Below are 18,056 nucleotides of genomic sequence, written 5' to 3' on the forward strand. Positions count from 1 at the left end.
TTTATGTCAATAAAAGTAAATGGCAACGAACACCCTCTTCCCAATGAAACAACGATTCAAGGGTTACTCAGTGACCTTGGACTTGGTGACAAACCTGTGGTCGTTGAACATAATAAAATCGCTATTTTCCCTCGCGACTATATGACTACACAACTTTCTTCTGGTGACTCGATCGAAATAATCACCATTGCAGCTGGAGGCTAACTCCTCATTTTTAATTCTTAATTTACCACTTGTGACCACTAACGTCCGCCGCATCGCCTCCGAAGCTCTTGAAGAATGGGAAGAAGGCCACATCTACGCCGAAAGCCTTGTCGATAATGCAGCACGCGCATTCAACCTTTCCCGAGAAGACCGCAACCTTCTCAACGCTCTCATCATTGGCTGCATTCGCAACAAAAGCCTGCTCGATTTCTGGATCGGACAATTGCGTGAAGGCGAGATCGATCTCCAAGTCCGCTGCCACCTCCGCGTCGGTCTCTTCCAGCTTCTCATCATGGGCCTCCCTGATCACGCGGCAGTCAATGAAACCGTCAACTCAGCACGCAAAGGCATCCGTGGCTTAATCAACGCCCTACTCCGCCGCACCATCCGCGAACGCGAGGAACTCCAAGCCATGGTAGAAGAACTACCATTACCCATTCGCTATTCACACCCTGAGTGGCTTGTTGACCGATGGACAGAACAATACGGCGAACAAGCAACACTCCAATTGCTCCAATGGAACCAACAACCCTCCCAAACCACGTTCCGAATCAACCCTCTCAAACCGGAAACTCTCGAGCGCGTCACTAACTCAGAAAAAGCTACACCACTCGCAGACCACCCAGAGTTTTATAGCTCTAACGGCCTACCACCACGCGAATGGATCGATGAAGGTCTCATCTACATCCAAGACCCAGCAACCATGCATGCGGTCAACATACTCTCTCCTAAAGCTGGAGAACATGTGTTAGACGCCTGCGCGGCTCCTGGTGGAAAGTCCACTCAGATTGCAGCACTCATGGAGAACAAAGGCTCTCTCCTCTGCACCGATTCTAACGCCAAACGCCTCCCGCGTCTTCTGCGCAATCTCGGCCGTCTCGGTATCGAAATTGCGGAAACGGAAGCTTTCGACTGGAGCCATACCGCACCGGAAAAATGGCACAATTCCTTCGACGCTATCCTGCTCGACGTTCCATGCTCAAACACAGGAGTTCTCCGGAAACGCGTCGATGCCCGCTGGCGCATGACACCCGAAAGCATTTCGGAAGTAGCTTCACTACAAAAATCCATTCTCGGCAATGCAGCTAAATGCATTAAGGCCGGCGGCCGTCTCGTCTACTCGACCTGCTCCATCGACAAGGAAGAGAACTCTGAACTCATCCAAAACTTTCTCCAATCCCACCCAGAGCTCGAACTCGCAGCGGAAGAAATCATCCACCCCGCGAGCCACAAAACCGACGGCGCCTACGCGGCCCTGTTAGTCAAAAAAAGCTAATCTCCAGAAAACTCACACGAAAAGCTCATTTCGCAGTTGAAGCTTGAGAGATGAGCCCCTACAACCCCTTGCGGCTGACTGTGCACACAGAAACACAGCGCAATCTAACTGATAAAACGCCACAGATCATGATCGAAAACATGCGTAAATATACCGGCCTTATGGTCGTAGTCCTCATCCTGCTCGCTGCAGGTCTCATTATCACAATGAAGCCAGGTGGTTCTGGTGGAGGTGTTGGTAATGAATTCATGAATGTTGAGGGTGTCGCGCTCGATCGCAATGACTTCGCTAAACAAGGTGAAAACACAGTCGCAGCAGTCCAGCGTCTGGTTCAAATGCAGAATTTCAACGACTTCATCAAACTCCGTGAATTTGTTGGCAGTCTCATGGGCACTTCCGCTAGCGAAACACAGAATAACCTCGATTTCGTCACCAACCGCATTCTTCTCAAGCTAAAGGCTCAAGAGCTCGGACTCTACAGTTCAACTGAAGTCGCTTCCAAGTACATCAAAGAAAACATGTTCCAAGGCCGTGACGGAGCTTTCGACCCAGCAATGTACACAAATTACGTCGACTCTCTAGCCAACCTCGGTTTCAAAGAAAGCGACTTCCAAGAACTCATCGGTGAATACATCGTTTTTACCAAAGCTCGCGAACTCATCGGAGGCGGCATTGTTCCCTCCACCGAGCAAACTATCGCTCAAATGAAATCAGAAGCTCAAACCGTCGGCCTCAGCACCGTCAACTTCGAACTCGCTGACTTCGCTAAAGCGGTCAAACCAAGTGACGAAGAAATCAAATCCTACTGGGAAACCCACAAAGACAAGTACAAGACTGACGTTCAACTCAAAATCACCTACGTCCTCACACTCCTCGACGACTCAGATCAACCTCAGCGCCCAACCCCTGCTCCAGATGCTGACCCTAACGAAGTCAGCAAACAAAGCCTCGAATACCAAGAGAAGCTTGCCGACTGGGAAGAGCAACGTAAGAACCACACAAAGATCCTCACCAAACTTTTCTCTGAATTCGTAGATGTCACAGCAGACTCCGATGGCCTCAAATTCGATGAAGCTGCAGCAGCAGCAAAAGAGCAAGCTGGCGAAGATTTCACCATCGTCACTACAGAAGCGTTCAATATCGAAAATACACCAGCTGAGATCAATAACCTCACATTGAAACACTACCAGCCAGGAACACAGCTCTCTAGCTTCCTCTTCGATCCTAAAAACTACAATGCGGAAGACATCAACTACAACATGCACACCTTCTCCGTGGGTCGCGATGGCAACCTCGCAGTCCGTATCGATGAACGCATTGAACCAAAAGTAAAAGACTTCGAAGCAGCAAAAGACCTCGCCAAAGCAGACCTCATCGACGAACGCGCGCGTCAAGCGATGCACGATGCAGCGATCAAAGCACAAACTGAAATCGCCGAACTCTTAGAAAGTGGCAAGAGTTTCAACGAAGCCGCACAAGAAAAAGGCTTCAACTCCTCTACGCTAGCCCCCTTCACTGCAGCGGCTCCTCCTGCAGATATAAGCAATGCTGAAGACCTCTTCCGCATTGCTGCGGTGACCGCTCCAAAATCAATTGCTAAGCAACTCTCAGAAGCTGGCGACACCACATCGATCGTCTACGTCGATTCCCGCAGCTACGAAACAAGCCCAGAAGATGCGATTAAAGAGCAACAACTCATCGATAACACATCGACCCAATTGCAATACGTAGCCTTCAACGCTTGGCTTAGCAGTCTCAAAGACGACGCAGAGATCAAGCAACCACTTGTGCAATAAACCAACACAACCTAACAATCTCTAACTTTACTCAGCCCGCCACTCCAGCGGGCTGACTTGCGAACACCACCCATGTCAGAATCACTCCAAGACCTTTTCGATGACGCTAACGGCGACCTCGCCATCGGCGACTTCGAATCAGCCATCGTTGGCTACCGCAAATGCGTCGAGCTCGACCCAGAATTTTTTGATGGATGGCAAGCTCTCGGAATGGCTCTCATGAAAACTGGTGAAATCAAAGAAGCCATCGGCTGTGGTATCCAAGCCACAATGCTCCAGCCCAATGACCTCCTAGCCTGGACTGCCCTCTCGCAAATGTATGTCCAAGACGGACAAATTGCTGAAGCTGAACACGCAAAACAAAACGCCACCATCCTCGGCATCGGCGGCAAAGTCGACAAAACCCGCGACTAAGCGACCCACCTTTTTAATTTTATAAATCTCAAATTTCACATCTGAAATGTCCTACTACATCACTACTGCCATCGACTACACTAACGGCTCACCGCACATCGGCCACGCCTATGAAAAAGTATTAGCCGATGTCCTCAACCGCTACCACAAACAAAAAGGCGAGGATTCCTACCTCCTCACAGGTGTCGACCAGTATGGTCAGAAAGTGCAACAAACTGCCGAAAAAGAAGGCGTCAACCCAAACACCTACGTCAAACGCACTACCAAGAATTTCACCAATGCATGGGAGAAGTTAGGTGTAGAGTACGATGGCTGGGCTGAGACCACCAACCCGCTCCACAAAGACTGCGTTCAGCAAATCCTTCAGACACTCTTCGACAGTGGCCAAATCTACAAGAAGCAATACAAAGGCTTTTACTCGATTCGTCAGGAACAATTCCTCACTGAAAAAGAACGTAACGAAGATGGTGAATTTGGTCCTGAATGGGGACAAGTCGAAGAACGCGACGAGGAAAACTACTATTTCAAGCTCAGTGATCACGTGGAGTGGCTCCGCGGCTTTGTAGAATCTAACGAGTCATTTGTCATTCCATCCTTCCGCAAGGCCGATGTTCTCAATGCAATCGAGCGCGCAGAAGACACAGACCTATGTATCTCACGCCCGAAAGAGCGCCTCCGTTGGGGAATCGAACTGCCATTCGATCCAGAATTCGTCACCTACGTTTGGTTCGATGCCCTCATCAACTACATCTCCTTTGCTGGTTACAACAAAGCGGAAGGCAGTGACCTCCCCAATTTTGAGGAACTCTGGCCAGCAAACTTGCACATCATCGGTAAAGACATCCTCGTCCCCTCACACTCTATTTACTGGCCGTGTATGCTTAAAGCAATGGGCTTCAGCGATGAGCAAATGCCCACACTCCTCGTCCACGGCTGGTGGAATATCAAATCTGGTGACGGCTCTGAAAAAATGTCCAAATCTCTCGGCAATGTCATCGACCCTGTGGAACTCGTCGAACAATTCGGCCAAGACGCGATGCGCTACTACCTCGTGCGCGATATCCACACTGGCCGTGATTCCGATTACGACCACGAACGTCTCGTCATGCTCTTCAATACAGAGCTCGCCAACAATCTCGGCAACCTCTGTAACCGCGCACTCAACATGACCAAACGCTATTGTGGAGGAGTCACTCAGGAATTTGAATACGATCATGAATCACTCAAAGCTTTGAGAGACTCACTCCCAGGAACCGTAGAGTCTTACATTCAGCACATGGACAAACATAATGTCTCTTTCGCCCTCGATGGAGTCATTAAATTCATCAGCAGTGCCAATGCCCTCATCGACCTTCACGAACCATTCAAACTCGCAAAGGACCCAGCTAACCAAGACCAAGTCAACGCCATCCTCGCACACATTGTCGAAGTTGTCGCCATAGCTTCCGTCCTGCTTAAGCCTGTGATTCCAGGTGCTTGCGAACGCATCCAGACACAGCTCAAGGCTGAAAAACTGAGCGAAACCGCTCTCGACCAACTCCATTGGGGACTCATCCCCCTTGGACACGAAGTGGCTAAACCGAAACCAGTCTTCCCTCGTATTCAGTTAGAAAAACCTGAGTAAACTCCCTTCAACCCTCAAAGTGATGACATTCCTAGAAACTGCAATTAAAGCCGCTCAAGCAGCTGGAGAGCTCCTCATGGAACACTTCGGCAAGGAGCTTAATGTCGACGAAGCTAAGCACCACGACATTAAGCTTGCTCTCGATCGTGAGTCACAAGATCTAATTACAAGCATCTTGTTAGAACAGTTTCCTGATCACGCCATCTACGGTGAAGAAGGCCTCGCTGGCAACCAAGAATCAGACTACCAATGGATCGTCGACCCAATCGACGGCACTGTGAACTACTTCTACGGCATCCCACACTTCTGCATTTCTATTGCCCTTCGTCATAAAGAAGAACTCGTTATAGGTGTCATCCTCGATCCATCTCTTAATGAACTCTGGAGCGTTGAAAAAGGAGGCCCGGCTTTTCTTAATGGCAAAGAAATTTCAGTTTCACCGCGTACCACGATTGAAGAATCTATCCTTTTCTTCGGTTACGGAAAGACCGAGGAAGCGATGGAGAAAGGACATCAACGCTTCAAACGCGCCTCACTCCGCGCTCGTAAAATGCGCATGATGGGCTCCGCAGCACTCGGCATGGCATACATCGCAACTGGCCGACTCGACGCCTATGTCGAGTCGCGCATCTCACTCTGGGACATCGCAGCTGGCCAGCTCTTACTCGAAGCTGCTGGCGGTAAAACCGAACTCACTCCAGTCGAAGGAGAACCTGACGTTCTCAGCATCATCGCCACCAACGGAAAAATCCCCATCGAAGAAATTCTCTAAAATCACACCATGCAATTTTTAAATCACAGCATCGGCCGCTTCCGGCTCATTAGTATCCTCGAAGCCCTCTCTTACATCTACCTGCTTTTCTGCTCGATCTATCTCAAACGCATGCTCGGAGACGAAGAAGCGATTCGCATCCCCGGCATGATCCACGGCATCCTCTTCTGCATCTACTGCTTCTGTCTCTATCAGGCAATGGAGACCGCTAAATGGTCAGTCAAGCGAGCGGGATTAATTTTCCTCACCTCACTGATACCCATCGTTCCATTCTTCATCGAAGGCTGGCTCAAACGTGAACAAGAGAGAGTCCAAAATTCTAAAAAAGAGGCTTAATTAAAAGTAGCAACTCCCCCCAAATACTGTACCCTGTTTTCCTCACTAGCTTTTTGAGCTGACCAACTTCTAGTTTGCCGCTCGATACCATTGACTTTAATCATGTCTAACACACCCAACATTGACGTTCGCTTTTACGACTTCGTCCTACTCCAAGCCCAAAATGCGGGCCTCTTTCTTGGACAACTCCCAAATCCGTCAACTGGCGAAAAAAGCATCAACCTCAAAGCCGCCAAATCAGTTCTCGATTCCCTCGAAATGCTCACCGAAAAATCGAAAGGTAACCTCTCCGGTGAAGAAGTCGAGTTACTCAATAAAGCACTCACCAATATCCGAGCTCTCTACAAAAACGCCGAAGACCTCGGTTAATCCATCACACCTGACTACTGTCTTCTAAATTCTTTATCTAACACCATGAAACAACCATTTTACATCCTCGGACCCTGTGGCCTCGAAAGCGAAGAATTCGCTTGGGACATGGCACGCTCGCTCAAAGAAATCGCCGACCGCCTCGGTATCCAGTGGTACTTCAAAGCATCCTACGACAAAGCGAACCGCACCTCTGGTGACGCCTTCCGTGGCCCGGGCGTCCACGAAGGAACCCGTATTCTTGGAGAGATTTCAAAAGAACTCGGAGTGCCAGTCACTACTGACATTCATACACCTGAAGACGCTGCCATCGCAGCAGAATCTATCGACCTACTCCAAATTCCAGCCTTCCTCTGCCGTCAAACTGACTTGTTAGAAGCTTGTGCTAAGACTGGCCGCACTGTGAACGTCAAAAAAGGCCAATTTCTCGCTCCTTGGGACACCGTCAATATTGCGAAAAAAATGCAAGGCTTCGGCTGTGACGACTTCTACCTCACCGAACGTGGAGTTTCCTTTGGGTACAATAATCTCGTCGCTGATATGCGATCACTCTACTGGATGAAAGAAGAAGGTATCCGCGTGATTTTCGATGCCACTCACTCAGTCCAACGCCCAGGTGGTCTCGGTGGATCTACTGGTGGTGATGGAGTTTTAGCTCCAGTCCTCGCCCGCGCAGCTGTAGCAACAGGGGTAGACGGAGTCTTCATGGAAGTTCATTCCAACCCAGCCGAAGCTCTATCAGACGGCCCTAACCAAATTCCACTCTCTGAGATCGAAGCTGTTCTCAAACGTCTCATCGCTGTGCATGACGCAGCACATGGCTAAGGCCCTCCTGATACTATGCGGCTTTTACTCCTAACAACAGGCATGGCGTTATCTATCACGCCATGCCTGCTTGCGCAAAAAAAGTCACCCTCAGAGGCCATCCGTCAGGCCCTCCCCGTTGGCAGCAGCTTGCACAAAGTGAGAATTCCTCAGTTTGATGAAAACTACCGCAAGACCTCGATCCTCACAGCGCAACAAATTGACACTCTCGCTGACAACAAACTTAAAGGAACCCATGTTCATCTAGAACTCTTTGAGCACGGTGAGGAACAACTCAGTGCTCATTTCAACGCCGGCACATACTACGAAGGTCATGAAATCCTTCATTCTACTCAAAATATTGAGCTCTCAGGCGAAATATTTGATATTGCAGCTCAAGGAGTCATCCTCGATTGGAAAAAGCGATCAGGATTTTTGCTAGGAAAAACTCAAACCTTATTCTATCCTAAACGAAATACTAAGATGCGTTCTTCCAAGACTCAAATGAGCCCTATTGGCCCAAAAAAGCAAAAAAACACGTTAAGTAGCGCGAGCCAAAAAATCGCAGTCATTGGGAGCTCTATCCCAGCCCTACTTACAGCAGAAGAACTCCAAAATATTGATACACTTGCCAGACCCTCAACCGAGCAGGTGGCACAGGTGGATCAAAACACGGCTAAGGATGAAGCATCTTCCCAGTTAAAGATTCAAACCGCAGAGCAACAAAAAACAGCCCTAAAAGACAAAACATTTCCCATTGTTGATGAGCAAATAACCCCCACCGAAACTGCTAAACCTTTAACAAAACGTGAAAATCAAGTCCCTGTCTCGGTAGTTTCGGAGAAGGGCATGTATTTCGATGCCACTACTGGCACCGCTGTCTACCAAAATAACGTCGTCGTCACACATCCACAAGTCCACCTCACCTGTAGTGATGAACTTAAAATTTTCCTCAAAAAAGTCGAGACCCCTGCAGCGACCGAAACTTCAGAAGGTGGACTCGATAAATTTGAAGGCGTCGACCAAGCTATCGCTACAGGAAACGTCATTATTAAAGCCAAAGATAGCTCCGGGAAAATAATTACAACCAATTCAGAAATAGCAACCTATGATGGAGACACTGGCATCATCATTTTAAAAGGTGGTCGACCAACTGTTCAACAAGGCTCGCAAATAGCTCGCATTCTCTCAGATTCTGGGTATATTAAAATACTGCCTAACATGAGTGTCCGAATCGTCGGCAAACATGAGATTCAGGCAGACCTCAATGAACTACAAAAACAGTAGTAGCATTCGCAAAAACTAAAATGCCAAGCGCAACAATAACAGCTCCTAACACCCCTTCAGCAGAGTGTAATTCGCTCAGTAAACGAACTGGTAAACAGCTCTTACTTTGCGCGCAAGAACTCAAAAAATTGTACGGTGGTCGCGCTGTCGTAGACGGAGTCAGCATGAATGTCGCCGATGGCGAAATTGTCGGACTTCTCGGTCCTAACGGTGCCGGCAAAACCACCACATTTTACATGATTGCAGGACTCGTCCCACCTAATGCTGGCATCGTTTCATTCAGAGGCAAAAACATCACCACTCTCCCCATGCACAAACGCGCACGCATCGGTATGGGCTACCTCCCACAAGAAGAATCTATTTTCAGAAAACTTAGCGTCCAAGACAATCTCATCGCCGTTCTGGAAACCCGCAAAGACCTCAACAAAAAGCAGCGTAAAGAAAAAGCTGAGCAATTAATGGAACGCTTTCGCATCACGAAGCTACGCGACTCGATCGCACTCACCCTTTCTGGAGGTGAAAAACGCCGCCTCACAATCGCTCGCTGCCTCTGTAGCAGCCCCAAACTCCTCATGCTAGATGAACCCTTCGCTGGCGTGGACCCTAAAGCCGTGGAAGCTATCCACACCATTGTACGTGAACTCAGAGATAAAGATGGCCTCTCCATCCTCATCACTGATCACCACGTACGCGAAACTCTCAAAATCGTCGATCACGCCTATGTGATGGACGATGGTAAAGCCATCATCGAAGGCTCTGCCGACCAAATTGCGAACGACCCACTCGCTCGCAAACATTATCTCGGTGATGACTTCTCGCTCTAACAAAGAGAGATAATCTTCACCCCAACCTTTCTAACAACTTTTAACCCAAACCCAAACGAAAGGACAAAAACAAAGATGCAAACAGCAAACGTTGACCCACCGATCAATATCGTAGTACGTCACGAAACCATTACGGATGCCATCCGCGACTTCGTTAAGAAGAAAATTGGCACCCTGCATCTCGATTATCCGCGCATCATTGAAGCTCGCGCGGTACTCGATGTGAAAAAGAACCGACATAAGGCAGAAATCATTCTGTTCTGTGCGAATCACATCACGATCGACGCGTCTACAGAAGGACCCGACATGTATGCGGCCATCGATGAGACTATCTCTAAGATTGCCAGACGCATGCGTAAGCACAAGACACGCTTACTCAAGAAATACAGATCAAATCCTGAAGAGACGATCAGGCACCTCGACGAGCGAGTCTACGCTCAAGACGTGTTAGATACACACCCTGAGGAGTCTGAAACTGATCCTGAGCCGATGATCATTCACAGAGAACATCAAAAGCTCAAAAGGCTCTTCAAAGAAGAGGCTATCATGGAACTCGAACTTTCTGATAAACCATTCGTCGTCTATACCAACGCGAGGCGCGATGTTCTGCAAATTGTCTATCGCCGCAGTGATGGCGATTACGCGATCATCGAACCCTAATATCTGTATAATTTAAGCGACAAAAGTAAGCCCAGATCACAACAGCGATCTGGGCTTTTTATTGCTTTAAATCGATTCGCAATACCAATTCCCAATCTATGTCAGATCATTCACAAATAATTGATTGCAAATATACTATTTGGCACTTTGCTTGCTCTTAATCTGATAGAGCTCTCACGAGTATCAGCAACAACCAATCACCCTCTATGGCCAAGAAAACTGCAAAAAAAGCGACTGTCAAAAAGACAGCAAAGAAAGCAGCTAAAAAAACTGCGACAAAAGCGAGTAAAAAAGTAGCTCCTAAGAAAACCACTAAAAAATCTGCGAAAAAAGCGAGCAAGAAAGCTAAAGCCGCAGAACAGGAGTTAGATCTTACCCCGAAGCAAGCTCCCACCTACGACGAGCTCCAGCAAGCCGCTTATTTCAACTACATGGAACGCCTCAAAAAAGGTAAACCCGGCACCCCAGAGCTAGACTGGACCAAAGCCGAACAAGATCTTGCTTAAATGCATGAATCACTAAGTTCTTACTGGATTTCCCCAAGAGCCTCACAGCAGGCTCTTTTTTTATCTCCACTTCCCAAAAATTCACATAACTCATCCACCCAGAAGACGGTGGAAGAAATTTATTCCCTGCTCATAATGATGACTCTAATCATGAGCTTGTGAATTTTTTCACAATCTTCCTTGATAGAGCGACTATTTTTCTCCTTTGTAGTGGTTGGCGATACCCACTTCACATGACTTCATCAAAAACCACAACCTACGAAGCTCCAGACAACGCAAGCAAAACAGCCACAGCTGTCGCCGACTACCATGCGGAAGCCGACGACATCATGGGTGAAAAAATGGTCCTCAACATGGGTCCATCTCACCCTGCCACACATGGTGTGCTGCGTCTCATCCTTGAGCTCGATGGTGAAGTCATTACCAAAGCCACTCCTGACGTCGGCTTTCTTCATCGCGGTGATGAAAAAATTGCTGAAAACATGCAGTACAATCAGTTCATCCCCTATACTGATCGACTCGACTACCTAGCTCCACTTGCTAACAATGTAGCGTATGCGTGTGCTGTAGAGAAACTCATGGGCTGGGAACTCCCCCCTCGTGGTCAAGCTGTCCGTGTGCTCGCATGTGAACTCGCTCGTATCTCTGCGCACATGTTAGGCGTAGGTGTTTGCGCTATGGACGTAGGCGCAATGACCGTTTTCCTCTATACCTTCAACGAACGCGAAAAGATTTACAACCTTTGCGAACAACTCACAGGAGCAAGATTTACCACTTCGTACACTCGCGTCGGAGGACAACTCCGCGACCTTCCCGACGGGTTTGAAGCTCGAGTTCGTACATTCCTCGATGAATGCGAGGAACAAATCGATGAAATTTCCACATTGTTAGATAAGAATAAAATCTTCATGAAGCGGATGTGTGACGTTGGAGTCATCTCTCAAGAAGACGCTATTTCGTACGGCCTCACAGGACCAAATCTACGCGCCTCCGGAGTCCCTCGCGACCTTCGTAAAGATAATCCCTATCTCGGATACGAAAAATACGATTTCGATGTTCCAGTTGCTGATGAAGGTGATTGCTACGCGCGCTACCAGATACGTATGGAAGAGATGCGTCAATCGATTCGCATTATCCGTCAAGTACTCGACACTCTTCCTGATGGTCCAGTCAACATCGTCGACCCCAAGAGCACTCTTCCCGATAAGGAACGCGTACTGATGTCCATGGAAGAATTAATCCACCACTTTATTGTCACCACTCAGGGCATCGATGCTCCTGAAGGCGAAGTCTATTTTGGTCACGAAAACCCGAAAGGCGAACTCGGTTTTTACATTCACTCCAAAGGTGGAGGCGTGCCGCACCGCCTCAAAATTCGCTCCCCGTCCTTCATAAACCTCTCTATCTGCTCCGAGCTCCTAAAAGGAACAATGGTCTCCGATGTTCCAGCAATCCTTGGCTCACTCGATTTCGTGATGGGCGAATGTGACCGTTAGAATACTACAAATTTCAAATTGATTCATCCATGTCCCAAGACACTTTAGAGAAGGCTGTAGCCTCCGCACCATCTCCAGGTGAGAAACACTTCCCACCATTCGAAGCTACTTCTGAAATCGAAGCCCTCGCTGACGAGCGTATTACTCATTACCCTGTGAGCAAGCTTTCTGCCGTCCTTCCTCTACTCCACATTGTGCAGCATCATTTTGGCTTCATTTCTAAAGAAGCTATTAGTTGGGTGTCTAAGAAGTTAGAGATCGAACCGATCAAAGTCCTCTCGGTAGTCACTTTCTACCCAGGCTTCCGTCAGAGCGCACCGGGTAAATTCCATTACCGCATTTGCCGCACTCTTTCTTGCGCCATGGCAGGTTCACACGAACTAATGGATAAAATTTGTGAAATCACTAACATCGATCGATCTCAGCTTTCCCACCATCACCCAATAGTAGTTTCGCCCTGTGGCAACTACTCTGTAGAATTTGCCGAATGTCTAGCTTCCTGTGGCTCAGCGCCAGCTTGTCTAGTGAATGACGACTTCCACGACAATGTCTCGCCAGACCAAGCCCAAGCTTTGATTGATCAATATCCTGCTTAATAGACGAGCAACTCCCACTGACCTACTTTTCTCTGCACCACACCATGTCAGACATTAAATATCTTCCAGGCAAAGAGCCGCATCCAGCTGAGCATCGACTCATCTTCAAAAATATCGACCGTGAGGGCTGGGACACATCCATCGAAACCTATATGGCTGATGGTGGCTACGAGCAGCTGAAAAAAGCAGTAAAAATGGAGCCAGCCTCCATTACTGACGAAGTCAAAAAATCAGGGCTTCGCGGTCGTGGCGGTGCAGGTTTCCCAACAGGAGTAAAGTGGGGCTTCATCCCACCTAACAACACCAAACCAGTCTACCTCATCTGTAACTGCGATGAATCAGAACCTGGCACCTTCAAAGACCGCTACATCGTTCACCAAGACCCGCATCAACTTATCGAAGGCATGGTCATTTCGGCCTTCGCTGTCGGCGCCCACACAGCCTACCTCTACATGCGTGAGGAATTTCCGGAAGCTGCCCTCACCATGGAGAAAGCTATCGAAGAAGCTCGCGCCAAAGGTTTTGTTGGCAAAAATATTCTTGATACAGGTTTCGACCTAGAGATCTGGGTACACCGCGGAGCAGCAGCATACATCTGCGGCGAAGAAACTGGCCTCATCGAGTCCTTAGAAGGAAAGCGCCCCTACCCGCGTATCAAGCCCCCTTACTTCCCCGCAGCTCTCGGCCTCTACATGGCTCCGACTATCGTCAACAATGTAGAATCGCTCTGCCATGTAAAACACATCCTCGAAATGGGTGGTGACGAATACGCCAAACTCGGAGTCGAACGCAACACTGGCACACGCATTCTCTGTGTTTCTGGCGATGTAAAAAAACCTGGTTACTACGAAGTACAAGTCGGTAAGCTCACCATGGGCGAATTACTTAACGACATTTGCGGAGGACCAAAGAATGGAAAAAGTTTCAAAGCGGTAATCCCCGGTGGTTCCTCTTCGAAGATTCTACGCTGTGATGAAACCTTCAAAATAGGTAAAGGCGACGATGCAAAAGAAATTTCCTTCTGGGACATCCAAATGGATTTCGACACACTTGCAGCTTGCGGCTCCATGGCAGGTTCAGGTGGTGTTATTGTGTTAGATGATTCACGAAAAATGTCGTGGGTACTCAATAACATCAACCATTTCTACGCTCATGAGTCCTGTGGACAGTGCACTCCGTGCCGAGAAGGTAACGGCTGGATGAAAAAAATCTCTGACCGTATCGTCAACGGCCAAGCAGCACCTGAAGACATTCAAACCCTCGAAGACGTTGCCTACCAGATCGATGGAAAAACCGTCTGCGCCTTCGGAGAAGCATCCTCGTGGCCAGTCGAAGCCATCATCGCCAAATTCCGAGACGAACTCACCGCTGAGACATCTGAGGAAAACGAACACCTCAGCAAGGAGCAGCTCCAGCGTGAGATGTTTTTAAGTAAGTAAACGGCAGTAATTATAACCGATAACGACTATGTCAGAAACTGACACCATACCACTTCCAAAAGACATCGCTGCCGGAAAAGGCCTCGTAAATGTCCAGATCGACGGACATTGGATCCAAGTGCCTAAAGGAACACGCATGATCGAAGCCTGTAAAATGGCTGAAGCGCAAGTCCCACATTACTGCTATCACCCAAAACTGTCTTCTCCGGGTAACTGCCGCATGTGTCTCGTTCAAATGGGAATGCCCCCACGTCTCGCACCTGGGCAAGCTCCAGAATATAATGAACAAGGCTACCAAGACATCGGTTGGATACCTCGTCCTGTCATCGCCTGTGCGAACACTGTCGCAGAAAACATGGGTATTCGCACTCAGGGAGAGCTAGTTGAGAAAACACGTGAAGGAGTCATGGAATTTCTTCTGATCAATCACCCTCTAGATTGCCCGATCTGTGACCAAGCTGGTGAGTGCACACTTCAAGAGTTTTCAGTAGAACACGGCCGTGGTCAATCCCGCTTCGTCGAAGACAAAGTCAAGAAGCCAAAAAATGTAGACATTGGCCCACGCGTCAACCTCGATGACGAGCGCTGCATCATGTGCTCGCGCTGTATTCGCTTCATGGATGAAGTTGCAGACGATGCTGTACTTGGCTTCACTGAGCGCGGAACCCATACCACGCTCACCTGCCACCCTGACCGTAAGTTAGATTCTAACTATGGCATGAACACGATCGATCTCTGCCCTGTTGGAGCCCTCACTTCAAAAGATTTCCGCTTCCAAATGCGCGTCTGGTTCCTCAAAGAGACCAAATCAATCGACGTCAATTGCGCCACTGGATGTAACACCACTATCTGGACTCGAGGCAACGAAATCTACCGCGTCACTCCGCGTCTCAACAATGACGTTAACTCTGAGTGGATGCCAGACTCGCATCGACTCTCTTTCCATTCAGTTCAAGGTGACGACCGACTTACTGACCCTATGATTAAGGCTGAAGGCTCACACGAACTCACGACCTGGCCAACAGCCATAGAAGCCGCTACAGAAGCTCTCAAACAATTTGAAGCCTCAGAGATTGCGATCATCGCCTCTGCTCGCATGACGAACGAAGAGCTGTTCCTAACAAAAACATTAGCCGATGTGTTAGGAACTGACAATCTTACTGTTGTCGCGCGTAAAGGTGAATCTGATGGTAAACTCATATCTGCGGATAGAAATCCAAACACCAACGGAGCTAAACTCATCTTCGATCAAGAAGATCCATCCTCAAAACTAAGCTCCATCAAACAGGCTCTTCGTGGAGGGGCGATCAAAGCTGTGATTGCGCTGCAAGAGGACTTATTCGGCGATGCTGGCTTCAGCCACGACGAACTTGCTGCCGCTGAACTCATTATCAGCTCTAACATCAAAGCTAACCCCACTGCTTTCGCCAGTGACATTGTACTTCCTTCCTCATCATTTGCTGAAAAACGTGGGACTATGATCAATATCACTGGACGCCTCCAGCGACTCAATCAAGCAGTTCAAGCTCCTGGCAACGCGATGGATGACTGGGAAATCATTCGTGATCTCATCCTCAGTTATACAGGAGAGAAAAACGATATGTATATCTTGGAAGACATTATCAAAGTGCTCTCTCAAGCAATCCTAGCATTCGAGGATGTCACTTTATCCAAAATCGGTGACCTTGGCATTCCCCTCATTGAAACAGGCGCCTCAATTCCTCTACTAGAAAAAGAAAAACAACGCATCGAAAACCGCGAAATCGTCGGGTAAATCTTCTTTAAATAAATGGACTTTCTTACACTCACCCTCATCACCCTCGCTAAGATCATTGGGTTCACCTTTGTGCTCACCCTTCCGATCATTGCGTATTCGGTTTACGCTGAACGGCGTTTTTCAGCAATTATCCAAGACCGTGTGGGGCCAAACAGAACTGGCATCCCGCTCACTCTATTTGGTGGAAAGAAAGACATCCCACTTCAAGGCTTGCTGCAACCTCTTGCAGATGGTCTCAAGTTCATTCTCAAAGAAGATTTTACTCCCTCTCATGTAAATAAGTTTTTCTTCTGGATCGCTCCGGCACTGACCATGGTTCCGGCACTTCTTACTTTAGGAGTCATCCCCTTCGGTTCTACTCTATTTGGTGAAAAGCTAGTGATTGCCGACGTTTCTGTTGGGCCTCTCTTTATTTTCGCCATTGCCTCTCTTTCCGTTTACGGCATCACTTTCGCTGGCTGGGCTTCCAATAATAAATACTCATTCTTCGGTGGCGTTCGTTCCTGTGCTCAAATGATTTCCTACGAAATCGCCCTCGGCCTTTCCGTCATTCCAGTTCTCATGATCTTCGGTGAACTCAACCTCACTAAAATTGTCGAATGGCAAGCAGCACACGGCTGGCTCCTTTGCCCAATCACCTTTGACGATGGTTTCCAATTCGGACTCTATGAATTTGGCGGTCCACTTGGCGTACTCTTATTACTACCCCTCTTCCTATCTTTCTTCATCTTTACGGTCTCAATCTTTGCTGAAACCAACCGTATGCCCTTCGACCTTCCTGAATGTGAAACCGAGCTTGTTGGTGGTTACCACACAGAATATTCTTCCATGAAATTCGCGCTCTTCTTCCTTGGAGAATATGCAGCAATGATCGTCGGATCAGCACTCATCGTCACCCTCTTCTTCGGTGGCTGGTCACTCGGCTTTGGACTGGATGCATGGGCCTTCAATACCTTTGGCGACTGGGTCGGCCTCATCCATCTCGGAGCCTTCCTTACAAAGGTCGTTGCCTTCATTCTTTTTTTCATCCTCGTGCGTTGGACCGTTCCACGTTTCCGCTACGACCAACTCATGAAACTCGGCTGGGTAGTCTTCTTCGAACTCGCACTCATCAATATCCTTATCGTTGCAGTCATCATGGCAGCCCCATCAATGGCTAATAGAGGTGAATACCTTGGAATAGCAGCCCTCTCGATTGGAGTCATTGTTTTCTCTATCTTGATATTTCTCATCGCCAAGTCACTCGATAAAAAGCAAGCAGGCTAAGCTAACTTCTACATTCTAATTTCTAACTTTTAAAAAATGGCTGAAGTCAAAAAACTCAAACGCCCCGAACTCGACACGAGTGAAAAGCTCTACCTCTTTGCCCTCGCTAAGGGAGCAATGGTGACGCTGAAACACGCTTTCAAGTCACTGACAGGAAAGTCGCGAGGTGGTGATTCACTCAAGTCCTCTGGCTTGGGTATCACCATGCAGTACCCAGAGCAGAAATGGGATGACCAACTCCCGGAACATTATCGTGGAGCTCCAGCTTTAGTGACCGATGAACAGGATCGTGAGCGTTGCGTTTCTTGCCAACTTTGTGAATTTATTTGCCCACCAAAAGCGATCAAGATAACTCCAGGCGAAATCCCTGGCGATGATCCATGGGCCAAAGTAGAAAAACGTCCTAAAGAATTCGATATCGATATGATTCGCTGCATCTATTGCGGAATGTGTGAAGAAGTTTGCCCAGAACAAGCGATTTACCTCCGTAAAGATTACGCCATCACTGGCACTTCTCGTGATGAAATGGTGCACAATAAAAAGAAACTTTACGAGATTGGCGGCAAACGCATCGGTCTTGTGAACAAATGGAATGAACTTAAGTAGTCAA

General features: G+C 48.2%; 19 protein-coding genes. All 19 read left to right on the forward strand.

Annotated features, from left to right (window positions below):
* Window positions 1–3: 3 nt before the first annotated feature.
* The 19 genes from thiS to ACFPK9_RS03345 all read left to right on the forward strand — a co-directional run bounded on the left by thiS (window position 4) and on the right by ACFPK9_RS03345 (window position 18,052).
* On the forward strand, window positions 4–204 hold the full coding sequence (gene thiS, locus ACFPK9_RS03255; protein ID WP_377093205.1) for a sulfur carrier protein ThiS: 201 nt from the start codon (window positions 4–6) through the stop codon (window positions 202–204).
* A 31-nt stretch (window positions 205–235) separates the two neighbouring features.
* Entirely contained in the window at window positions 236–1,480 is a 1,245-nt protein-coding gene (rsmB, locus tag ACFPK9_RS03260; protein ID WP_377093207.1) for a 16S rRNA (cytosine(967)-C(5))-methyltransferase RsmB, read from the forward strand.
* A gap of 50 nt (window positions 1,481–1,530) precedes the next feature.
* A complete protein-coding gene (locus ACFPK9_RS03265) occupies window positions 1,531–3,276 on the forward strand; it encodes a SurA N-terminal domain-containing protein (protein WP_377093208.1) in 1,746 nt (581 codons plus the stop codon).
* A 72-nt stretch (window positions 3,277–3,348) separates the two neighbouring features.
* Window positions 3,349–3,690, forward strand: a complete 342-nt coding sequence (locus tag ACFPK9_RS03270; protein WP_377093210.1) for a tetratricopeptide repeat protein — start codon at window positions 3,349–3,351, stop codon at window positions 3,688–3,690.
* 46 nt (window positions 3,691–3,736) lie between these two features.
* Entirely contained in the window at window positions 3,737–5,314 is a 1,578-nt protein-coding gene (gene metG, locus ACFPK9_RS03275; protein WP_377093212.1) for a methionine--tRNA ligase, read from the forward strand.
* A 22-nt stretch (window positions 5,315–5,336) separates the two neighbouring features.
* A complete protein-coding gene (locus ACFPK9_RS03280; protein WP_377093213.1) occupies window positions 5,337–6,086 on the forward strand; it encodes an inositol monophosphatase family protein in 750 nt (249 codons plus the stop codon).
* Window positions 6,087–6,095: 9 nt separating this feature from the next.
* Window positions 6,096–6,422: a DUF3817 domain-containing protein gene (locus tag ACFPK9_RS03285; RefSeq protein ID WP_377093214.1), complete on the forward strand. Its 327-nt coding sequence runs from the start codon at window positions 6,096–6,098 to the stop codon at window positions 6,420–6,422.
* A gap of 102 nt (window positions 6,423–6,524) precedes the next feature.
* The gene (locus ACFPK9_RS03290; RefSeq protein ID WP_377093215.1) at window positions 6,525–6,791 is read left to right on the forward strand and encodes a DUF1844 domain-containing protein; all 267 of its coding nucleotides are present in this window, start codon (window positions 6,525–6,527) and stop codon (window positions 6,789–6,791) included.
* Window positions 6,792–6,836: 45 nt separating this feature from the next.
* Window positions 6,837–7,616 carry a 3-deoxy-8-phosphooctulonate synthase gene (gene kdsA, locus ACFPK9_RS03295; RefSeq protein ID WP_377093217.1) on the forward strand — a complete coding sequence of 260 codons (780 nt, stop codon included), beginning with the start codon at window positions 6,837–6,839 and terminating at the stop codon, window positions 7,614–7,616.
* A gap of 42 nt (window positions 7,617–7,658) precedes the next feature.
* Complete coding sequence (locus ACFPK9_RS03300) at window positions 7,659–8,882, forward strand: LptA/OstA family protein (RefSeq protein ID WP_377093218.1); 1,224 nt, start codon at window positions 7,659–7,661, stop codon at window positions 8,880–8,882.
* 20 nt (window positions 8,883–8,902) lie between these two features.
* The gene (gene lptB, locus ACFPK9_RS03305) at window positions 8,903–9,706 is read left to right on the forward strand and encodes an LPS export ABC transporter ATP-binding protein (protein WP_377093219.1); all 804 of its coding nucleotides are present in this window, start codon (window positions 8,903–8,905) and stop codon (window positions 9,704–9,706) included.
* A gap of 75 nt (window positions 9,707–9,781) precedes the next feature.
* Window positions 9,782–10,366, forward strand: coding sequence for a ribosome hibernation-promoting factor, HPF/YfiA family (gene hpf, locus ACFPK9_RS03310; RefSeq protein WP_377093221.1), 585 nt, complete (start codon window positions 9,782–9,784; stop codon window positions 10,364–10,366).
* Between the two features lie 206 nt (window positions 10,367–10,572).
* Window positions 10,573–10,872 (forward strand): hypothetical protein, encoded by a 300-nt coding sequence (locus tag ACFPK9_RS03315; protein WP_377093222.1) that lies wholly within the window; start codon window positions 10,573–10,575, stop codon window positions 10,870–10,872.
* A gap of 233 nt (window positions 10,873–11,105) precedes the next feature.
* A complete protein-coding gene (nuoD, locus tag ACFPK9_RS03320; protein ID WP_377093223.1) occupies window positions 11,106–12,368 on the forward strand; it encodes an NADH dehydrogenase (quinone) subunit D in 1,263 nt (420 codons plus the stop codon).
* A gap of 29 nt (window positions 12,369–12,397) precedes the next feature.
* Window positions 12,398–12,964 carry an NADH-quinone oxidoreductase subunit NuoE family protein gene (locus ACFPK9_RS03325; protein WP_377093224.1) on the forward strand — a complete coding sequence of 189 codons (567 nt, stop codon included), beginning with the start codon at window positions 12,398–12,400 and terminating at the stop codon, window positions 12,962–12,964.
* A 44-nt stretch (window positions 12,965–13,008) separates the two neighbouring features.
* The gene (gene nuoF, locus ACFPK9_RS03330) at window positions 13,009–14,403 is read left to right on the forward strand and encodes an NADH-quinone oxidoreductase subunit NuoF (protein ID WP_377093225.1); all 1,395 of its coding nucleotides are present in this window, start codon (window positions 13,009–13,011) and stop codon (window positions 14,401–14,403) included.
* A gap of 28 nt (window positions 14,404–14,431) precedes the next feature.
* Entirely contained in the window at window positions 14,432–16,177 is a 1,746-nt protein-coding gene (locus ACFPK9_RS03335) for an NADH-quinone oxidoreductase subunit G (protein WP_377093227.1), read from the forward strand.
* A 15-nt stretch (window positions 16,178–16,192) separates the two neighbouring features.
* Window positions 16,193–17,446 carry a complex I subunit 1/NuoH family protein gene (locus ACFPK9_RS03340; RefSeq protein ID WP_377093229.1) on the forward strand — a complete coding sequence of 418 codons (1,254 nt, stop codon included), beginning with the start codon at window positions 16,193–16,195 and terminating at the stop codon, window positions 17,444–17,446.
* 36 nt (window positions 17,447–17,482) lie between these two features.
* The gene (locus ACFPK9_RS03345) at window positions 17,483–18,052 is read left to right on the forward strand and encodes a NuoI/complex I 23 kDa subunit family protein (protein WP_377093231.1); all 570 of its coding nucleotides are present in this window, start codon (window positions 17,483–17,485) and stop codon (window positions 18,050–18,052) included.
* The last annotated feature ends 4 nt before the right edge of the window (window positions 18,053–18,056 follow it).

Origin of the sequence: Rubritalea spongiae (genome assembly GCF_042652385.1) — a bacterium.
GTDB classification, from domain to species: Bacteria; Verrucomicrobiota; Verrucomicrobiia; order Verrucomicrobiales; family Akkermansiaceae; genus Rubritalea; species Rubritalea spongiae.